The sequence below is a fragment of the Aminobacterium sp. genome, from assembly GCF_034926885.1.
In the GTDB taxonomy this organism is placed as follows: Bacteria; Synergistota; Synergistia; order Synergistales; family Aminobacteriaceae; genus Aminobacterium.
Genome location: NZ_JAYFQR010000007.1, coordinates 18,497 through 37,058 on the forward strand (window position 1 = coordinate 18,497; position 18,562 = coordinate 37,058).

General features: G+C 41.0%; 12 protein-coding genes and 1 pseudogene. 7 read left to right on the top strand and 6 right to left on the bottom strand.

From position 1 onward, the window contains the following. Window positions 1-92: 92 nt before the first annotated feature. The 7 genes from VB083_RS04570 to VB083_RS04600 all read left to right on the top strand — a co-directional run bounded on the left by VB083_RS04570 (window position 93) and on the right by VB083_RS04600 (window position 14,436). Window positions 93-3,209 (top strand): DUF499 domain-containing protein, encoded by a 3,117-nt coding sequence (locus VB083_RS04570; RefSeq protein WP_323401794.1) that lies wholly within the window; start codon window positions 93-95, stop codon window positions 3,207-3,209. Continuing rightward, the gene (locus tag VB083_RS04575; protein ID WP_323401795.1) at window positions 3,206-3,748 is read left to right on the top strand and encodes a DUF3780 domain-containing protein; all 543 of its coding nucleotides are present in this window, start codon (window positions 3,206-3,208) and stop codon (window positions 3,746-3,748) included. Before VB083_RS04570 ends, VB083_RS04575 begins: the two co-directional genes overlap by 4 nt. A gap of 2 nt (window positions 3,749-3,750) precedes the next feature. Continuing rightward, on the top strand, window positions 3,751-6,639 hold the full coding sequence (locus VB083_RS04580; protein ID WP_323401796.1) for an anti-phage-associated DUF1156 domain-containing protein: 2,889 nt from the start codon (window positions 3,751-3,753) through the stop codon (window positions 6,637-6,639). A 14-nt stretch (window positions 6,640-6,653) separates the two neighbouring features. Then, entirely contained in the window at window positions 6,654-9,407 is a 2,754-nt protein-coding gene (locus VB083_RS04585; protein ID WP_323401797.1) for a phospholipase D-like domain-containing anti-phage protein, read from the top strand. Between the two features lie 108 nt (window positions 9,408-9,515). Beyond that, a complete protein-coding gene (locus tag VB083_RS04590) occupies window positions 9,516-11,567 on the top strand; it encodes an ATP-dependent endonuclease (RefSeq protein ID WP_323401798.1) in 2,052 nt (683 codons plus the stop codon). Further along, on the top strand, window positions 11,552-13,162 hold the full coding sequence (locus tag VB083_RS04595; protein WP_323401799.1) for an ATP-dependent helicase: 1,611 nt from the start codon (window positions 11,552-11,554) through the stop codon (window positions 13,160-13,162). The genes VB083_RS04590 and VB083_RS04595 overlap by 16 nt, the downstream gene beginning before the upstream one ends. Before the next feature lie 197 nt (window positions 13,163-13,359). After that, the gene (locus VB083_RS04600) at window positions 13,360-14,436 is read left to right on the top strand and encodes a hypothetical protein (protein ID WP_323401800.1); all 1,077 of its coding nucleotides are present in this window, start codon (window positions 13,360-13,362) and stop codon (window positions 14,434-14,436) included. A gap of 36 nt (window positions 14,437-14,472) precedes the next feature. On the opposite strand, the gene VB083_RS04605 is transcribed toward VB083_RS04600, so the two are convergent. The 6 genes and pseudogenes from VB083_RS04605 to VB083_RS11735 all read right to left on the bottom strand — a co-directional run. Next, window positions 14,473-15,870, bottom strand: a complete 1,398-nt coding sequence (locus VB083_RS04605; protein WP_323401801.1) for a relaxase/mobilization nuclease domain-containing protein — start codon at window positions 15,868-15,870, stop codon at window positions 14,473-14,475. A gap of 78 nt (window positions 15,871-15,948) precedes the next feature. Next, a complete protein-coding gene (locus VB083_RS04610) occupies window positions 15,949-16,233 on the bottom strand; it encodes a CD1845 family protein (protein ID WP_211802825.1) in 285 nt (94 codons plus the stop codon). Window positions 16,234-16,319: 86 nt separating this feature from the next. Beyond that, window positions 16,320-16,658 (bottom strand): plasmid mobilization protein, encoded by a 339-nt coding sequence (locus VB083_RS04615; RefSeq protein WP_323401802.1) that lies wholly within the window; start codon window positions 16,656-16,658, stop codon window positions 16,320-16,322. 54 nt (window positions 16,659-16,712) lie between these two features. Further along, entirely contained in the window at window positions 16,713-16,937 is a 225-nt protein-coding gene (locus VB083_RS04620) for a transposon-transfer assisting family protein (protein WP_323401803.1), read from the bottom strand. A 2-nt stretch (window positions 16,938-16,939) separates the two neighbouring features. After that, a complete protein-coding gene (locus tag VB083_RS11730) occupies window positions 16,940-17,518 on the bottom strand; it encodes a YodL domain-containing protein (RefSeq protein ID WP_416242159.1) in 579 nt (192 codons plus the stop codon). Window positions 17,519-17,590: 72 nt separating this feature from the next. Next, a pseudogene (locus VB083_RS11735) lies at window positions 17,591-18,508 on the bottom strand (ArdC-like ssDNA-binding domain-containing protein); the annotation flags it as partial. Window positions 18,509-18,562: the final 54 nt, after the last annotated feature.

Below are 18,562 nucleotides of genomic sequence, written 5' to 3' on the forward strand. Positions count from 1 at the left end.
CAAGAAATAGCCACAATGCTTGATAATTACTCTTGAATATATTTGGTAAATTGCTTCAACTAAGTTCGATTAATTTTGAGAGGATGAAAACGATGCGTACAATTAATGAAATGCTAAAACCAAGAGAAAATGTATTTTCTGATACTGCCAGGGAGGATGTACTGAACCTCACTGATCTTGCAGAAAATAGAATTGATGCACATAAATTCTTCGGAGAAAACTTCCAAACTCAAGGTATGACAGTTTTATTTGATACTGCATTTGCTCGCTTTAAAGGCGAATCTGACACCGGTGTTATTAAGCTGACACAGGCTATGGGTGGTGGTAAAACTCATAGCATGTTAGCGCTTGCCCTGTTGGCTCAGAATCCTGAGATAAGGGAAAATCTCCTCGGACCTACATATGCAGGAATCGGTGATATCCGAGTCGTTTCGTTCTCTGGCAGAGAAAATGCTGATTTTGGGATTTGGGGTTGCATTGCAGAACAACTCGGAAAGAAGGAGTTCTTCAAGGACTATTATTCCCCTCTTAAGGCACCTGGTGAAAAGTCATGGGTTGAACTGCTCAATGGCCAAAAGACTCTCATCTTGCTGGATGAGCTTCCTCCATATTTGGAAAATGCTAAGTCAATAATGGTGGGCAACTCTGACCTTAGCAAAGTCACCATGACTGCGCTCTCAAACCTTTTCACAGCTTTAGGTAAGGAACAGTTGGCGAATGTATGCCTGGTTTTTTCTGACCTTAAAGCGGCATATGAGTCAGGCAGCGAATTATTGCAGTCAAGCTTCCGTGAACTTGAAGCCGAAGCGAACCGAATAGCAATTGAAGTAACGCCTGTGGCTCTTAACAGTGATGAGATATACCACATTTTGCAGAAACGTCTGTTTGAAGATGTCAGTGGCTTTGATTACTCATTAAATATCAATGATGTTGCCATCGCTTACAAAACAAGCGTCGAAAAAAGCAAGAAACTCGGGTTCACAAACTACACTCCAGAAACCGTTTTTAAAGGCATCAAGGACTCCTATCCATTCCATCCATCAATCAAAGATCTTTATGCCCGTTTCAAGGAAAATCAAAATTTCCAACAAACACGTGGCCTGATAAAACTGATGCGCCAGATTGTCCGCCAATTCTATGAAAGTGGTATGGCTAAAGAGAGCTTTTTGATCAACGTTTTTGACTTTGATTTGAATGAACAAAAAATGCTGAGTCATATTCGCCAGATCAAGCCCTCCCTGGAAGAAGCAATCAACCATGATATCGCACAGGATGGCAAGTCTATTGCTGAAGTTATCGATATAGAAAAGCCTGAGAACAAAGGAGTTACACAGGATATTGCAAAGCTTCTCCTCGTGTCTTCCTTATCCACAGCAAATCATGGACTACTCGGACTCACCGAATCGGAAATATTCGGTTATTTGAGTGCGCCTAATACAGATATTAACGAGATCAAATCCAGCCTGGAAGAATTGAAGACTCTTTGCTGGTATATGAAACAAGACAATCGTGGCAGGCTGTATTTCCAAAACACAAAGAATATGGTTGCCGAGATGAACACCCTTGTTGACAGTTACACTAATGAGAACGCTAAAAAGGAACTTAAGCGAATCCTGGAACAGAACTTCAGTCCTAAGATGAAAGTTTGCTATGAAATGCTGTATGTACTCCCTGCAATCGATGAAATTGATCTGGATCAGAATAAGATTTCTCTGGTCATTTATGAGCCATATCCCGGCAGTGATCTGCATCCTGAGCTGAAGAAGTTCCATGACAATATTTCACTGAAGAATAGAGTCATGTTCCTTTCCGGACAGCGCAACATGATGGAAAAGCTTTATGGCAATTCAAAGAAACTCAAAGCTATCCAGCAAATCGTTGACAACATGGCAAACGAAGGCGTTCCCGCTTCTGATCAGCAATATAAAGAAGCTGAAGCTCAACTGGATAAAGCCATTCAAGCATTATTCTCAACGATCAGGGAGACGTTTGTTGCGCTCTATTATCCAACCAAGAATGGAATAGAGCTTGCAGAATTTAAACTTGAATTCAAAGAAAATAAGTTTAATGGTGAAGAACAGATCATAAGCTGCTTGACTGATAGTTCTAAATACGAGGCCTTCTCAAAGGATGACCAGTTCTTGGAGAACCTTCGCAAGAAGTGCGAAGCTAGACTGTTTACCATCAAAGAACTACCCTTCTCCCAAATAAAAGAGAGAGCTGCAACGACAGTGGCTTGGCAATGGTATCATCCGGACCAGCTTGAAAGCCTGAGACTGGATTGCATTAAAAAAGACAAATGGAGAGAAATTAATGGTTATCTGGTAAAGGGGCCTTTTGAGAAGGACCCGACCTCTGTTGTTGTAGAGCAGACATCATATGATGAAAAGACCCAGGAATTTACCTTGAAAATCCGAGGCATCGGCGGCAAGGTCTATTACGACATCGGCAGTGATCCTACTTCCGCATCTAAAGAAGTAATGGATCAGGTTTTAGTGACCGCAGAACCAGCTATTCGCTTCGTCTGTATTGATCCAACAGGGGAAAGAAAAACCGGTGATGTCGTTGAGTTCACAGGTAGTGTTCCAATTAAATATGGGCAAAGGAATACACCGAATGGCGATGTAATGACGCTGATCACTAATCCAAAGTATGTTGTGAAATATACAACTGACGGTAGCGAACCTAAAGAAAATGGTGGCATCTATAACGATGAATTTGTGCTTCCTCAAGACAGCAAATACGTAAGAGTCGCTGTTTATTACAAGGATAGATTGCTTGAGGAAAAGAGTATCTACGTCACAAAAGGCGGCGGTACCAAACCGGCTAAAACGATTGATAAGAGCAAGGCGCTCGCCTACCGCTATCACAATAAAAAACAAATGGGAGATACTGAAGCGAGTTATAAAGAGCTGGCTCTTCTCTCGAAACTTGATGGGGTCCTCATTAAGGGGGCTACAGCAGAAATTTATAATAAAACAAATACGGATCACTATATTGAGTTCAATGCAAGTGTTCCATATTGGGCAGGAGATCTTCAATCACTGATAGATCTTGTTCGAGATACCAGCTTTAAGGAAACTGAAGTTATTGTTGACTTTGGTTATAAAGAGCTGATGTTCTTGACGGGCGAGTTATTCACGCAATGGCTTGATATGAACAAATTTGATATGAACAATCTTATAAAGAGTGGGGAAATCATACAATGAGCAACACTTATTATGGATTTGGCTATGATCCAAAGGAAAGCGAGAATCACTTCTATGTGGTTGTTCCAAAAGAGGCAACTGCAGAGGTTGAGGTTTACGAGCGCTTTCATTGGGATATAGACGAACAAAAAATAACCAGGAAGGACATGCTAAAACTCCGGATGTCACGATATAAATGGTCTAAGCTGTCAAACGATGTTGCAGCTGAGTTCAACGCAAGGCTGAAGGCTGACAAAAAGCCAACTGGCAGATTTATAGTTGGAGAAACACCTGTAGAAAAGCTGTTTGGTAAAGAGTTAATGGTCTTGCTTTGGGGAGTTGAAAATAACGATCCGGCTGGAATTCCAACTGCTATTCGCAATTGGAAGGGTCTCCAGCCTGAAGAACGGTGGTGGCTTTACACCATGACAAATGCAAGCACTGGAAAGATCAATGATAAACGCGGATGGCGCATGGCTTTGCGTTATGCGCTTTGTGAAAATCCGGTAGATGAATCAAATCAGATCTCATTATTTACTGATTTGATGGGAGGAGAATAACATTGGACAATCAGATGTCATTTATAGAAAAGCAGTTTCCTGTCAGTAAAGTAAGCAAAGAAAGCTACAAAGAGAGAAAAGCAGTTCAGAGCCAAACATTAACCGGACTTGGGAAATGGTGGGGGCGAAAACCCCTTATTCTCGTTCGTGCTGCGATTTTAGGCTGTTTAATGCCTTGCAGTGATAATCCAAAGGCCGATATGGATATCTTTCTGAAGATCTTGTCAATGGACAATGATGGTTTGCTCGATCGTAAGCAGAAGGCAATTTCTGCAAAAGAACTTTTCGACATTGCGCAAAAGAGCAAACATTTCAGGCAGTTCATTGATGAATGGTTTGAAATTGATGGAACAAAGATAAAGATTCGCAGTGGACAAGACAAAAGTGATATAGAAACGCGGTTATTCAAGACACTTGGTTATGATGATAAATTGAGTTACTGTGTTCGGCCGGAACAACTTACGAACCTTCGTAAGGATAGCTGGAATGCTATAAATCATCACCTCGGAACAAGTGCAAAATCAATAAATGATTTGATAGAACAACTATCATTAAAGCGTTATGGCCATTTAATTAAAGTCGGTGATTGTTTTTCTGGAGGAGGTAGTATTCCTTTCGAAGCAGCTAGGATGGGATCAGAAGCTTATGGTAGCGACTTAAATCCGATCGCTTCGTTATTAACCTGGTCAAATATAAATCTTTTAGGCAATAAAAAAAACGTGAAAACTCAATTAGATGAATTTCAAAAACGACTTTTTGATGAGGTTTATAAAGAAATATACAAAATTGGCATTGAAAGAAACGAAAATAATGATAACGGTGTTAATTATTTATATTGCACAGAGGCAAGTTGCCCAGAGTGTGGCATTAGAGTCCCTCTGGCATCGTCTTGGTTGATTGGTGTTGGTTCTAAAACAGTTGCCAAATTAAAAGAGATTGATGGGAAATTTGATATTGATATAAAAATGAACGCTACCTCCGAAGAGATGAAGAAGGCCACTGATGGGACGGTTTCAAGCAAAGGGTTGACTTGCCCACATTGTGGCAAAACAACTCCTATATCTATATTGAGAAAAGATAGAAACGATGGTGTCAATTCAATATCTGGTTTAAGGCAATGGGGGAAAAATGATTTTGATTTCAGAGAAGATGATATTTTTTCTGAACGACTTTATGCAGTTAGATACGAGACACCAGAAAGAAAACGCTATTATCGAGCTCCAAATGAAAGAGATATGAGTAATGAAGAGAAGGTTAAGCAAATAGTCTCGCAAAATATTGTTGACTGGCAAGAACAAGGTTTAGTACCAAGCATGGCGATAGAAAGTGGTATGGAAACTGAACGACTTTTTAAAGAGCGTGGTTGGACACACTGGAATCATCTATTTAATGCGAGACAATTATTAACTAATTCTATTTTTATTCAAAAGATGCTTTCTCTTGCTTCTTCGCAGGAGGAACTTGCTCTATCTCTTCTTATACTTAACAAAAATGCTGATTGGAACAGCCGATTATGTAGATGGGGGACAGGGCAAGCTAGGGAGTCTATGGCGCAGACTTTTTACAATCAAGCATTTAATACCATGTGGCAATATGGTGTTAGGGGTTTTTCCTTAGTAAGGAATGCTAGTGAAACGTCTATTGATGGAGAGCTGGAGTTTGACTTAAACAAATTTGTTGCATCAATTTCAGATGCACGAGATATAAATTATAAAGCGGATTACTGGATCACTGATCCTCCGTATGCTGATGCTGTAAACTATCATGAGCTTTCAGAGTTCTTTTTAGCATGGGACAAGAGATTACTATTAGAAGCTTTTCCCGAATGGTATGCTGACTCAAAAAGAGTGCTTGCTGTACGGGGAGATACTCATTTTTCCCAGACGATGATTGATATTTATTCCAACCTCACAAGGCATATGCCAGATGATGGCATGCAGGTGGTTATGTTTACACATAGCGATCCGGCTGTTTGGGCTCAGCTTGCCTTAATCATGTGGAAATCGGGTCTTCGTGTTACTGCTGCTTGGAATATTGCAACTGAAACTGATGCCTCAGGTATCAAAGATGGCAATTATGTTAAAGGAACCGTTCTTTTAGTTTTACGCAAACAAACTGGAGATGATATGGCCTTCCTAGATGAAATCAACTCTGATATCCGAGCTGAAGTGAGAAACCAAATCACAAGTATGTTGGAACTTGAAAACAAAGAAGAACCAAATTTTTCTGATCCAGATTTTGTACTAGCAGCCTATGCAGCGTCTCTAAAAGTTTTGACGTCCTTTAAAACTATTGAAGATCTTGATCTTGATTACGAATTGAATTTGGCCATAAATAATCCCGCTCAAAGCAGCGTTGTTAAAATTATCGAAGCAGCTAAGAAAATTGCTTATGACTGCGTTATTCCGTTGGAGTTTGAAAGTTATCTGTGGAAAGACTTATCAAATGCCGAAAAATTCTATATTAAGGGCTTAGAAAGTGAGAAACATGGCAACTATCAAATCAGCACTTATCAGGAATTTGCTCGGGGTTTTAGTATAGGTGGTTACAGTCAAATGATGGCTAGTGAAAAAGCAAATACTGCTAGACTAAAGACGCCCGTTGAAATAGCGGGTAGAACTATTAGTGATGTTCCTGATTTTGAGAAATCCATACTTCGTACAGTGTTTATGGGAATTTACACAGGAATCAAGGAAGATGAAAATCCATCGAGAGCTCTCGGCTATATAAAAAATGAGTTGCCGAATTATTGGGACAAACGCGACATGATCAAGCAACTTCTCAGCTTCATCAAAGATACCAAAGACATTGATAATATGACTCCGCACTGGGAGCAAAGCGCAACAATGGCTGATTTGTTACATTCACTTGTTACCAACGACAGCATTTAAAGGGGGAATAGTCTATGAATCGCTATTCTTCAAGGAGACATAAGTTAGATCAGCAATTTTTGAAAGAAAAACTGAAGAATGCAGTATCTTACGACAGAATTGCCGGATATTTTTGCTCCTCCATTCTTGAAGTAGCTGGAGAAAGTATTGAAAACGTGGAAGGCAAAGTCCGGGTTATTTGTAATTCCGGACTTCTGCCGGAAGATATTGCAGTGGCTAACTATGCGCAGAAGATGAAGCAGGAATGGTGTGAGTTTTCTCCTGAAGAAAAATATACTTCACCAGAAAGCAGCAGCCGTCTTTCTACTCTATATCGCCTATTAAGCAATGGAAAGCTTGAAATCCGAGTGATTCCTGACCAAGTTTTTGGTCTTATGCACGGAAAGGCTGGAGTAATCACTTATAAAGATGGCTCTAAAACCTCTTTTCTCGGGAGTATCAATGAAACTAAGAGCGCCTATACACTAAATTATGAAATGCTGTGGGAAGATGATTCAGAGGAATCTGTAAAATGGGTTCAAGATGAATTTGATTATTTCTGGAATAGTCAATATGCTGTGAACCTGGCTGATTTTATTGTCAACGACCTCAACAGAATTTCAAAGCGTATGGTCATCGGTCTGAAAGACTGGAGAGAAAATTCCGATGAAGTGGTCCCTTCAGCTGCAGTCGAGGAACCGGTTTATCGAAAAGAATTTGGTCTTTGGGAACACCAAAAATATTTTGTCGAGCTTGCTTTCAGAGAGCACAAAAAGGATGGTGGTGCTCGGTATCTTCTCGCTGACCAGGTTGGGCTGGGAAAGACTCTGCAGCTTGCAATGTCTGCAAAATTAATGGCTCTCTATGGTGATAAGCCAGTTTTGATTATTGTGCCCAAAACTCTTGTATGGCAGTGGCAGGACGAAATGAAGACACTGCTAGATATGCCAAGTGCTGTTTGGACCGGTTCAGGTTGGCAAGATGAAAATGGTTATTTCTATCAAGCCGATAGTGTTAGATCCATACTTAAATGCCCGAGACGAGTAGGCATCATCTCACAAGGCCTTGTGTCAAGAAGAACAGAAGCCGCTGAATTGCTTGCTCAGAAAGAATTTGAATGTGTCATTCTCGATGAAGCGCACCGCGCACGACGTCGAAATCCAACTAAAGATCCTAACAAGCACAAGGCAGATCCAAATTATCTATTACAATTTCTTAATGCGATTACTTTTAAGACCAAGAGTCTTCTCTTGGCAACAGCTACTCCGGTGCAGATTCATCCTATTGAAGCATTTGATCTGATAAATGCTTTAAGTCTCCCGACCTTCAAGGTTATGGGTGACATGTATAGTGAATGGCATAAAAAGCCCCAATTGATGCTTGATATGGTTTGTGGGAAAGAGCCTTATCCAGAGAGCGAAATCACAATGTGGGACATCATTCGAAATCCCCTACCAACCAAAACTCCGTCAGCACAAGATAGAGTAAACCGCATTCGGGACAGGCTTGATATTTCCGATAAAACCTATGTCTTGCCTGCTGATTATTACGCATCCCTTTCGGGCTCGAAGAAGGATAGCATACGGACTTTATATACCACGGACGAATTTATAGCAAACTACAATCCGTTTATTCGCCATATAGTGAGGCGAACAAGGGATTTTCTTGAGAATACAATCAATCCAGCGAGCGGTGAGACCTACCTTAAAAGAATTCTGGTCGAACTATACGGCGAGGGCGACGATGGCGCAATCCCTCTCGAAGGTTATTTGAGGCAAGCCTACTCAAAAGCACAGGAATTTTGTACTTTGCTTTCATCCCGTGTCAAAGCAGGCGGCTTCATGTCAACACTGATATTGAAGCGTATTGGAAGCACGATTATCGCCGGTGATAATACAGCGAAGAAAATGCTTGCCTGGACAGAGGCTGGAAAAGAAATATTACAGGATGAATTTGATGTAATTTTTGAGGAAGACGATGATTTTGAAGAAAGTGTCAGCGAGGTAAAGAATCTTACGGATGCGGAAACTCAATGTCTTCGCGAACTCGTAAAAATGCTGTCTCTTAATCATGATAACGATCCTAAGTATATCAAGGTCCTCGATATTCTAAGCAATGGTATTGATGAAAGTGACAAGCCCTGGAAAGATAGCGGTTGCATCATATTCTCGCAATACTACGACAGCGCATACTTCGTGGCTGAAAAACTTTCAAAAGATTTGTCTGATGACGTGATAGGTCTTTATGCTGGCGGAGATAAATCCGGCTATTTTCTCAACGGATCTTTTCATAAAGACTCCAAAGATAGCATCAAGGCCAAAGTAAAAAACCATGAAATAAAGATCCTAGTTGGGACTGATGCAGCGAGCGAAGGACTTAACCTTCAGACGCTTAGTACATTGATTAATCTTGACTTACCATGGAATCCAACAAGGCTTGAGCAGAGAAAAGGCCGAATCCAGCGTATTGGCCAGGTGGCTCCCAAAGTGAAAATTTTCAACATGCGATACAAAGACTCTGTTGAAGATAAGGTCCACACGGTATTATCTGCCCGACTAAAAAACATTAAGGATATGTTCGGACAAATCCCGGACACCTTAGAGGATGTTTGGATTGACGTTGCCTTAAATAACATCGAAGAGGCAAAAGAGCGTATCGACAAAGTTCCAGACCAAAATCCATTTACAATCAAGTACGAGACAAAAATACCTGCAACAGAAGATTGGGAAGCAAGTACATTTGTCCTGGATCACGATGAAAAATTGAAGCAGTTGTTGATCGGATGGTAACAAAGACTCACGTGATACTACAGGTAACCTGAAATATCGGCGGACTCATTTTCTAGTATCGCTTCAAGGTGAAAATGTGATGCATTAAAATATGAGAGGATGGTGTGTATGAAACTAGAATCAGCGCAAATCAGAAATTTTAGAATGCTAAAGGAATTGGATATCGATTTCGAGGATCTTCTTACACTAGTTATTGGAAAAAACAATTCGGGGAAAACATCATTCCTGTCAATTCTTCAAAAGTTTCTCTCTGAAAATAAACCTGAATTTACATTTGATGACTTCAATATTAAGACACAGAAGGATATTCTTGCCTGTGAAAGCAGCAATAACTCTCCTGAAGAATACGTTGAACCGCAGTTATCGTTGAAACTTTATATCTCGTATAACGATACCGATAACCTTGGCAGCGCTTCTGCGCTACTTTTAGATTTAGATAATGATATGCATTATCTTGTTGTGAAATTCGAATATGTTTTAGTTTATGAAAAATATCTAAAACTTGCTGGCGACTATATCGAATACAAGGCTAAAGGTATAGACCGTGATTTTGAATATTATCTAAGAAACAACATGAATAGGTATTTTACTGTACGAATTAAAGCGCTTGAATTCGGCAATGAAACAAATTTCAAGATTATTAACAGCGATATTGTAAATTCTATTATTTCGATGCAGATAATTGGTGCAAAAAGAGATGTTGATAATGAACAGGGACATAGCCGATCACTTTCATTTCTCGCTGGAAGATACTACAATTCCAGTGTCGCCTCTGAAGCGGAATTTCCAGAGTTACAGAAAAAGCTTTGCGAAACAGATGAAAGTTTAACCGGAATTTATCAAGAACTTTTTCTTCCTGTTGTGAAAGAAATTGCTGCAATGTCTTACAATCCCCAGGAAGCAGAATTATCAATCATTTCAACTTTAAGTGAAAAGAAGATATTTCAGGATAATACAACTGTGAAGTACAAGCATGAAGATACCCTTTTGCCAGAAGACTATAACGGCTTGGGGTACTTGAATCTTTTTGCTATCATTTTCAACATACGAATCAAACTCGACCAGTTATCAAAGAAAGGAAAACCTGATGAAAACCCGGCCCCTCTAAATTTCTTATTCATCGAAGAACCAGAGGCGCATACTCACCCACAGATGCAATACATATTCATCAAGAATATTAAGAAGATTCTCACGCAGCATTGTTTAGCAGCGGGTAAAGATTTTTCGTTGCAAACAATAATCAGCACCCATTCATCGCACATCGTATCTCAATGTGACTTTGAAGATATAAAATATTTTTTAAGGCAATCCAGTACAAGCGTTAAATCACGTAGTTTAAAGACTCTTTTTTCAAAAATGGTTACCTCTGAGGATGTTCCTACTAAAGAAGAGCAAGAACGTGCATATAGATTTGTCAAGCAATATGTAACATTAAATCGTGCAGAGCTGTTCTTTGCAGATAAAGCCATTCTAATTGAAGGCGATACCGAAAGAATGTTGATATATGCAATGATGAAAAAAGCCGATGAATTTGCCGCACAGAACCCAGAGGCTGAGAATCACGATCCTCTTCTATCACAAAATATATCGGTGATCGAAGTAGGCGCTTACTCTCATATTTTTGCAACATTCCTTGGCTTTTTAGGTATTAAAACACTAATCATAACGGATCTTGATTGTGCAAAACCGGGTGAAAACGGGAGACCTGTAAAATGTAGATTTTTAGAAGGAACGACCACAACAAATGCTTCAATTAAGCATTTTACTCATCTTTCTAATTTGCAAGATATTGTACCGTTATGTAATTCACCCATGACATTGACTTATGACAATAATACCGGTTCTTGGAATCTTAAAGAAAATGGAAATTTACGCCTCCTTTTTCAAAAAGAAGAGAATGGGTATCAAGCACGCAGTTTTGAGGATGCGTTTATCTGTAACAACTTGCAATTTATCATAGATCATAAAAATATTTTTACAAGTTTAAAGAACCTCGGCGGATTAGACGATTCACCTCCAGATTTCTATGAAATTGCTGAAATGTGCATTGATAGTAAAACTTCATTCGCTTTAGATGTTCTTCTATATGGCGGAAAAGAAAATGAAAAATGGACAACTCCGTTGTACATAAGGGAGGGTTTGGAATGGTTGGCACAGTAATGGAAAAAATCAATTCCTGCCTTGATGATAAAAAGAATTTCTTGTTAAGCGGTGGTGCAGGGAGTGGCAAAACTTACACATTGATACAAACACTTCATCATGTCATGCAAAGTAACCCCAAAGCACATGTAGCTTGTATAACATATACCAATGTGGCAGCAGATGAAATAAAGGAGCGCTCTCCATATTCAAAACTTCGTGTTTCTACTATTCACGATTTTTTGTGGGATGAAATTAAAGAGTATCAAAAAAACTTAAAAAGCAGCGTGCTAAATCTTATATCTGCAGAAAAAGAGAATAAAGGTAGCGGATTAGTCTACTCAGGTGAGATTATAATCAATGAGCAGACGTTTAATAATATTGAATATCAAAACTTTCGCGACCTCGAGCATGGGATTATTTCTCATGATGATTTGTTGAAAATCGCAAACTATATGTTTGCCACATACCCTCTATTAGCAAAAATTCTATGTGATAAGTATGATTATATTTTCATAGATGAATATCAGGACACTCAACGTGCTGTGATTGAGATATTCCTAACGCATATTAAAGTAGCTGCAAATAACCGATTATGTGTTGGCTTTTTTGGCGACAAAATGCAGTCCATTTATGATTCAGGTGTCGGAAATATTCAGTCATATATAGATACTGGTGATGTATACGAAGTAGTAAAAGAGGACAACTATCGCTGCGCTGTAAATGTGATAAACATGCTCAACCGCATACGTTTTGATATTCAACAAGAACCTGCAAAAAGGACAACGGAAGGTGTTATTGCTAATAAATTGGGGAGTACTACATTTGTCTATTCAAACAATGAATTTGACTTGCAGTCTTTCAAAACAAGCAATTTCGCTTCTGGATGGGATTTTGAGAATTTTGAAGAAACACGGGTGTTATTTTTAACCCATAGATTAAGCGCGACTCGATTAGGGTTTGCGGAACTGTTAGCCGCTTATTCAAACAACGACCATCTTATCGGAAATGAACCTGATCGATTAGCTCGGCATCTTCTAAGAATTGGTGGAATTTTATTCTACTATGGCAAAAAAGATTTTGCATATGTTATCAGTGAAATGCAATGTAAAATAAAAAATACCGCTGATAAAAGACGTATAAGCGAAGCGTTATCTCGCCTACATGCAAATCTTGATATAAACATAGAACAACTAGTTGAGACATTTGACATAGAGCGTTTTGTTCGTAAGGACGATGGCTTTATTGAGTTTCTTAAAAACCATTCGGAAACATACGAAAAAATCAAGTTACTACCTGCTTCGCAAGTCCTCGCATATTTCAAATATTATAATGAATTTTCACCATATTCGACTCAACATGGGATTAAGGGTGCCGAGTTTGATAATGTACTTGTCATAATGGACAATGGCAGATGGAACAATTATAACTTCAATTATTATTTTGAACAAACGCCTAATAAAGAGTCTGTAATACAAAGAACAGAAAGAATTTTCTATGTATGTTGTTCCAGAGCAATGAATAATCTTGTTGTCTATTATCCCAATCCTACTCCTAAGATTATTGAAAGGGCGAAAGCCTTATTTGGAGCTGAAAATGTTTGCTCACTAGATTAATTGCGGTAACAGATATTGGGTCAACAACAGTACATTATTGGCAAGCAATGCAAGTGTTTATACACTTGCGGAAATCTATGTGATTTCACCTTTTGGGGATATCCCAAACCCATCTTCCTTTGCTAATGATGAGTCAATCAATTTAGCGATAACATAGGAATGGGATTGAAAATTAAAATGATTGGAGGAGTGGAATTGTGAAAGAAAACAGATTTTTGCATATTTCAGATTTGCATTTCTTCGATTCTGACCATTTAAAAAGTAAAAAAGACGGCCTAAGTCATTATGAAATTAAGCGTCAAATACTTGGGGATATCAGCTCGATAATTAAGGATTATCATATCGGTGCAGTCATTATTTCAGGGGATCTAGAGCTGGATTCAGCTGGCAACCTGATACAATTTTTATTTGAATGGCTATCACTCAATTGCAAAGTCTTTATTGTATTCGGCGAACACGATACCCGGGAGTCAAGAGCAGAGCTGATTTTAAAGACCATGGGTCTAAGTGGTTTATATATCATGGATGAGATGGCTTTCGTAGAAGACGATGATCTTGAATTCAATGTTTTTGGTATGAGTTGCGATTCCAAGCAAAATGGTTTTCTTAAAAAATTCGGATATCTCACACCACAGCTTCACACCAAACCAGCGATTTTATTAACCCACCCTTGTGATCTGCCAATCAGTAAGATGAAACAACTTGGATTTAATTACTATGCCGTAGGCCATATTCATTATCATCGCATAGAGAGAGTTGAACGAAATATTTACATAGGAAGGCCGGGTCATCTGTATTCATTATGGGATGGGAATGGTAAAGCCTGGCCTGTTGGAGCGATTATTGGTGAGTTCCTTGATGGGGATCTCGAGTTGTCCTGGCATCCGTTTTCCCAAGCACAAACTGTTAGATTATTTGTAGATCCATTCACTGGAATGGACCAAAATACTCTGGTCATAGAAAATTGTACTTATGAGATGGGTCAGAAAATTTCCCGTTTAGTCGAGGGCGAATGGGTAGATCAGAAATTCCGGGGCATATTTAAAGGCCACCTCGATTCGGATATAGAGAGTTCTTATCTTGCTGCGCTTATTAGAGAAATCCTCGAAATTTTCCCAAATGAAATCTTCGTTACTCCTAGCGACTCCTATAAGATGAAAAAGAAATATGGATATAGTAGAGGTGTTTTCAGAGCGAAAACACTATTATCAGATCAGGAATTATTCGATGAGTATTTTGAAAGAATCTTTAAGGCGTCAAATAAGACGCAGTGATCTTTGTGGACGGGGTCTGTCCACGATCAGATCCATTTAGCGATGCTGTTCATTAATATTAGCCGACCCTTGAGAAAATAAATGATCAACGTTTGATTGTATAGTCAGTGATTCTTTCATCAGATTCTTTTGTTTTACATAGTCTTTTAAAATGACTTTTTTAGAATCCAGGCATTTGTTGAATTCATCTTGGAGGTCTCTTATTGAAGGGATCTTGCTTGATGAAATCGAGTCAAAACCTTGCTTGGCTGATTGGTGAAGCAGAATGTTTTCGGTGTTCGACTCATAATATTTTGTTGAATATCCGGATTGTCGATATGCCGTAAATACATCCTTTGTCTTCGCATAATTGATGATATGTTTCTTCAGCTCTGTGATTTCAGCCATCCGTTTTTCAATTTGCTTGATCTGTTGTGACAGCTCGTGATAACGATCCGTCGCAGCTTTTGTTTTTTCAACCAGGGTTTCATAGTCGGTGATGTTATTCTCCGTCAGAAAACTGATGGTCTGAGCCATCTGTTTCAGATTAAACACCTTCGCCCAGCGCTCGTAACCAGGACCTTTTCCTGCCTGAAGCCTGGCCTGAATGTCCACCAGGAGATGGATCTTGTCTGGATTTTTTCGATAAGGAACTTTGGCTTTTGGTGTGTGTACATTTTTTCCGAGTATCGCAGATCTTAGCTCATCTTCAGAATATCCTTCGCCCAGGGATCGCAATCTTGTAAATTTTTGCTGACCATTTGCTTTGAAGGCTAGATGCTGCCCCTGCTTCACTTCATAACGATTCTCCGCCATTAACTTCAGGAAAGCATCAAAATCAGCTGGTTTTTGTGCCATGACGGCATCGATGGTTTGTCTTAGTTTCTCCTGCCAGGATAGCGGTTTTTTGTCGCCCAGCCACTTGCCGTAATGAGACGGTCCCTGCTTTGGAGCTTCAATGATTGAGAGTCCGTTCTCCAGGCAAAGCTTGTCGCTGATTTTTCGGATCGCTTCACTGGAGCCAAGGAAATTCCTAAATTTCTGAGTATGGTCTATGGATGTGGAATTGAAAATAATGTGGTTATGAATATGGGCATGATCGGTATGTGTGGCGACAACAAATTGATACTTCCCCTTGGTTAAACTCATGGCGAGCTCATAGCCGATCTCCTGAGCCTTCTCGGGCGCGATTTCTCCTGGCTTAAAGGACTGCCGGATCTGATAGAGCACGATGTCACTCTTCTTCTCATCACTTCGTCCAATGTAGGTCTCGTATTCTTTCTTGCAAAGCAGCATCTCTCCAGCAGCGGTTTCCGGTTCGCAGCCATAGGCCTTGACGAGCTGTCCGTTGTTGGTTTTATCAGGATTGATGGCGTAGGAAAGGCGTTCATGTACCGTGTGGGCCACGGTCTGACCTTTTATAACGTGCATGGGTATTAATCTCGTGGTTGCCACAGCGGACACCTCCTTCCAAAAGAAAATGGCGCAGCAGATTGCTCCACCGCGCCCATCACAGGATCATATTTCGCTTTCTCAAATCGCTTTCAAAGAATCGTTGAATACGCCAAGCAGCTCAACCAAGAAGGCTGCGATCAGCGGCAGTCCGAAGGGACTGATCAACCAGGCCAAGCCCATTAATCTCAGACCTTCCGGAACATCCTGAAGCAGGACCATGGTTCCCAGTGCGATGGCAAAGCATACAAAAGCCACGATCCCCAGCACCATGGTGGACAGCTGACACAGCAAACGGCAGGCTGCAACAAGGATCGTTAAAGCCAGTGTGATTGGGAATAAGAACAGCTTGATGAGAAATCTCATGCTGCACACCTCCATTCATCCGAAAATTTCTTCTACCCTGATCGTAGCAAGGAATCCAAATGTCGTCCATGTTGTCGATAAGAATTTTAGTCTATGGTGGAAAGGCGGGTCATGATCTGATCCGCCTTTTCCCATACACTCTTTAGGCTGCTCTGGATATCCTCAATATCGGCTTCATAGATGCGTCCGGTTTCATGAGCCCGCTTAGCGTATTGATTCAGATTGTTGCTGCTTCTTCGAAGGAGCGATACCAGTTCAGAAATATCGGAGAGGTCCAGGCGGACTACATAGCCGTCAATGGCCATCTTCCTAATGTAAGCCCCCATGTTTTTTGTCCCTAACTGGTGCATCTTTTCTTCGATCAGCGCTTTTTCACGCTCGTTGACCATGATTATAATGGGGATCGAACGCTTTCTGTTTGCCAAATCATCACCTCCTCAAGTTCCAGCACACCACCTTTCTGCTGTACACGCTCTGTTTTAGTCCTCTTCTTCTTTGTAGTCGGGCACCAGGATCAACTCTCCATATTCCTGATCACTCATGGCCGTCAGCTTCTTCAAAGCACTTTGGACAAGCCCGGCAAGCTCTTCGTCTTCAGGAGCAAGCTCCAGGGCGATTTTCTCAAGCCCTGCGATCAGTCCGGAACGGGTGCCGGTATCATAAATACACATGAGGTTAAGCTCTTCAATACTGAATCTATCCATCTTCATCTCTCCATTTCTGCAGTTTTGTGGGGCAGCGTTTTGCTGATCTCTGGTTTCTCAGCTGACTTTTTCAGCCGCTGCTTAACCGATTCCTTCTGCAGCTTTTTCTCATCACGACCTTCGGCTGCCTCTCTGGTCTTATCCGCATCTTTGGTTGTAACGTTATTGATTAGGCCATCAAAGTGATTGTCATTTTGCTCCACCGCATCCTCAATGCTCCGCAAGGGATTGACGGGTTTGATGAACTCCGGAACTTCCTTGAAGCCAATGGCATCCACATAATGAGCCGTGTGCTCACCGTTTTGCTTTAAAACAATGACATCGCTCATAGAAAGACTATGCCCGGTGAAGTCCTTAGGGTGGTCCTCATTAAATTTTTCATAGATGCCGTTCAGCGTCCCATTTGTGTCGGCAGCAGCCTCAAAATGTCCGGTATAGGTCAGGTCATAATTTTTGTGATCCACATTCAGACCAAGTTTTTGCAGGTGATGCAGGCTCTCGAACTGATGGTTGCGCAGATTCTCATCGTTTTTCAGTTGGTAGATGGCGTAGGTGTCATCCGAACCTGTGAGGAATTCCACCTCCTGCAGGCGAGGCGATGGATTATCATCAGTCCCCGTCTTTTCGTTTTGCTTTTCTATGTCTGCTGCAGAAATCCCGCGCTCCTTGGTAATTTCTGCAAAATGGCGATCGATGTCATCGATGAGCTCTGCTGAGGTCTTGCTGATAGTCTCCAGGGAAGCCTTCAGCTCGGGCAGATCCTTGTCCTTGCTCCAGGCAGCAATATAGCCAAAGCTGTTCTCATCGGTGGCGATGCCATAATTCGCACATACTGCGAAAGAAACACTTTCTGCCTCCACTTCTTCGGTTCGCCGATCCTTGGGTTTTACCGGTGCTTTCTCATCTTCTCCGTGATCCTTTTCCTGGTCAGGCTTCAGATTATGAAGCTTGGCGTGGGCGATCTCATGGATGGCCGCAGAGACCGTCTGGATCTCGCTCATGTCATCCCGAATGGCGATCTTTTGTCTGCCCTGGCTGAAATATCCGTCGGTGCTGGTGGGCATGGCTTCAAAGGAGATGGGAACCGGGGAGGATCGCTTCAGAGCCTCCATGAAAACATCATATTGCTTGACGTCACCGGTCAGGGTACTTGCCAGCTGGGGAAGGGGCTTCCCGTCCGTCTGAGAGACATCAAAGACTGAGACGACCCGAAACCGGGGGATCTTGATCTCCACTTCCTCCGTCAGAGTTTTGCCAGAGACATCCCGCAGGGGCTTCTGCGTCACAGGATCAAGCATTTCAACTTCCTTTTTTGTTTTGACAGGGGCTGGGGCAATGATGCGGATGCCTTTTTCACCCTTCAGAACATTGCGCTGGAACTGATCCTGCCAGCGATTGTATCCCGCCACCAGTGTGGCTTCCGGCTTTTGCATGGCGATCAGGATCGTATTGTTCAGGGAATAATGATGGAACCTCGACATGGTGCGCAGGTAATCCTGGTATTTGTCGCCGCTGAAAAAATCACGGATGCCTTGCTCCAGCTTATCCGTGATTTCCTTGAGGCCATCCTTGATGTTCTTACCGGGTGCCACCTGAGCTGAGGATTCCCTGACCGTTTCCTTTTG

Excerpts from the sequence above, each read along its gene's own strand:
- VB083_RS04570 (WP_323401794.1), top strand. The coding sequence starts at position 93 with ATGCGTACAATTAATGAAATGCTAAAACCAAGAGAAAATGTATTTTCT.
- VB083_RS04575 (WP_323401795.1), top strand. The coding sequence starts at position 3,206 with ATGAGCAACACTTATTATGGATTTGGCTATGATCCAAAGGAAAGCGAG.
- VB083_RS04585 (WP_323401797.1), top strand. The coding sequence starts at position 6,654 with ATGAATCGCTATTCTTCAAGGAGACATAAGTTAGATCAGCAATTTTTG.
- VB083_RS04590 (WP_323401798.1), top strand. The coding sequence starts at position 9,516 with ATGAAACTAGAATCAGCGCAAATCAGAAATTTTAGAATGCTAAAGGAA.
- VB083_RS04595 (WP_323401799.1), top strand. The coding sequence starts at position 11,552 with ATGGTTGGCACAGTAATGGAAAAAATCAATTCCTGCCTTGATGATAAA.
- VB083_RS04610 (WP_211802825.1), bottom strand. The coding sequence starts at position 16,233 with ATGAGATTTCTCATCAAGCTGTTCTTATTCCCAATCACACTGGCTTTA.
- VB083_RS04620 (WP_323401803.1), bottom strand. The coding sequence starts at position 16,937 with ATGGATAGATTCAGTATTGAAGAGCTTAACCTCATGTGTATTTATGAT.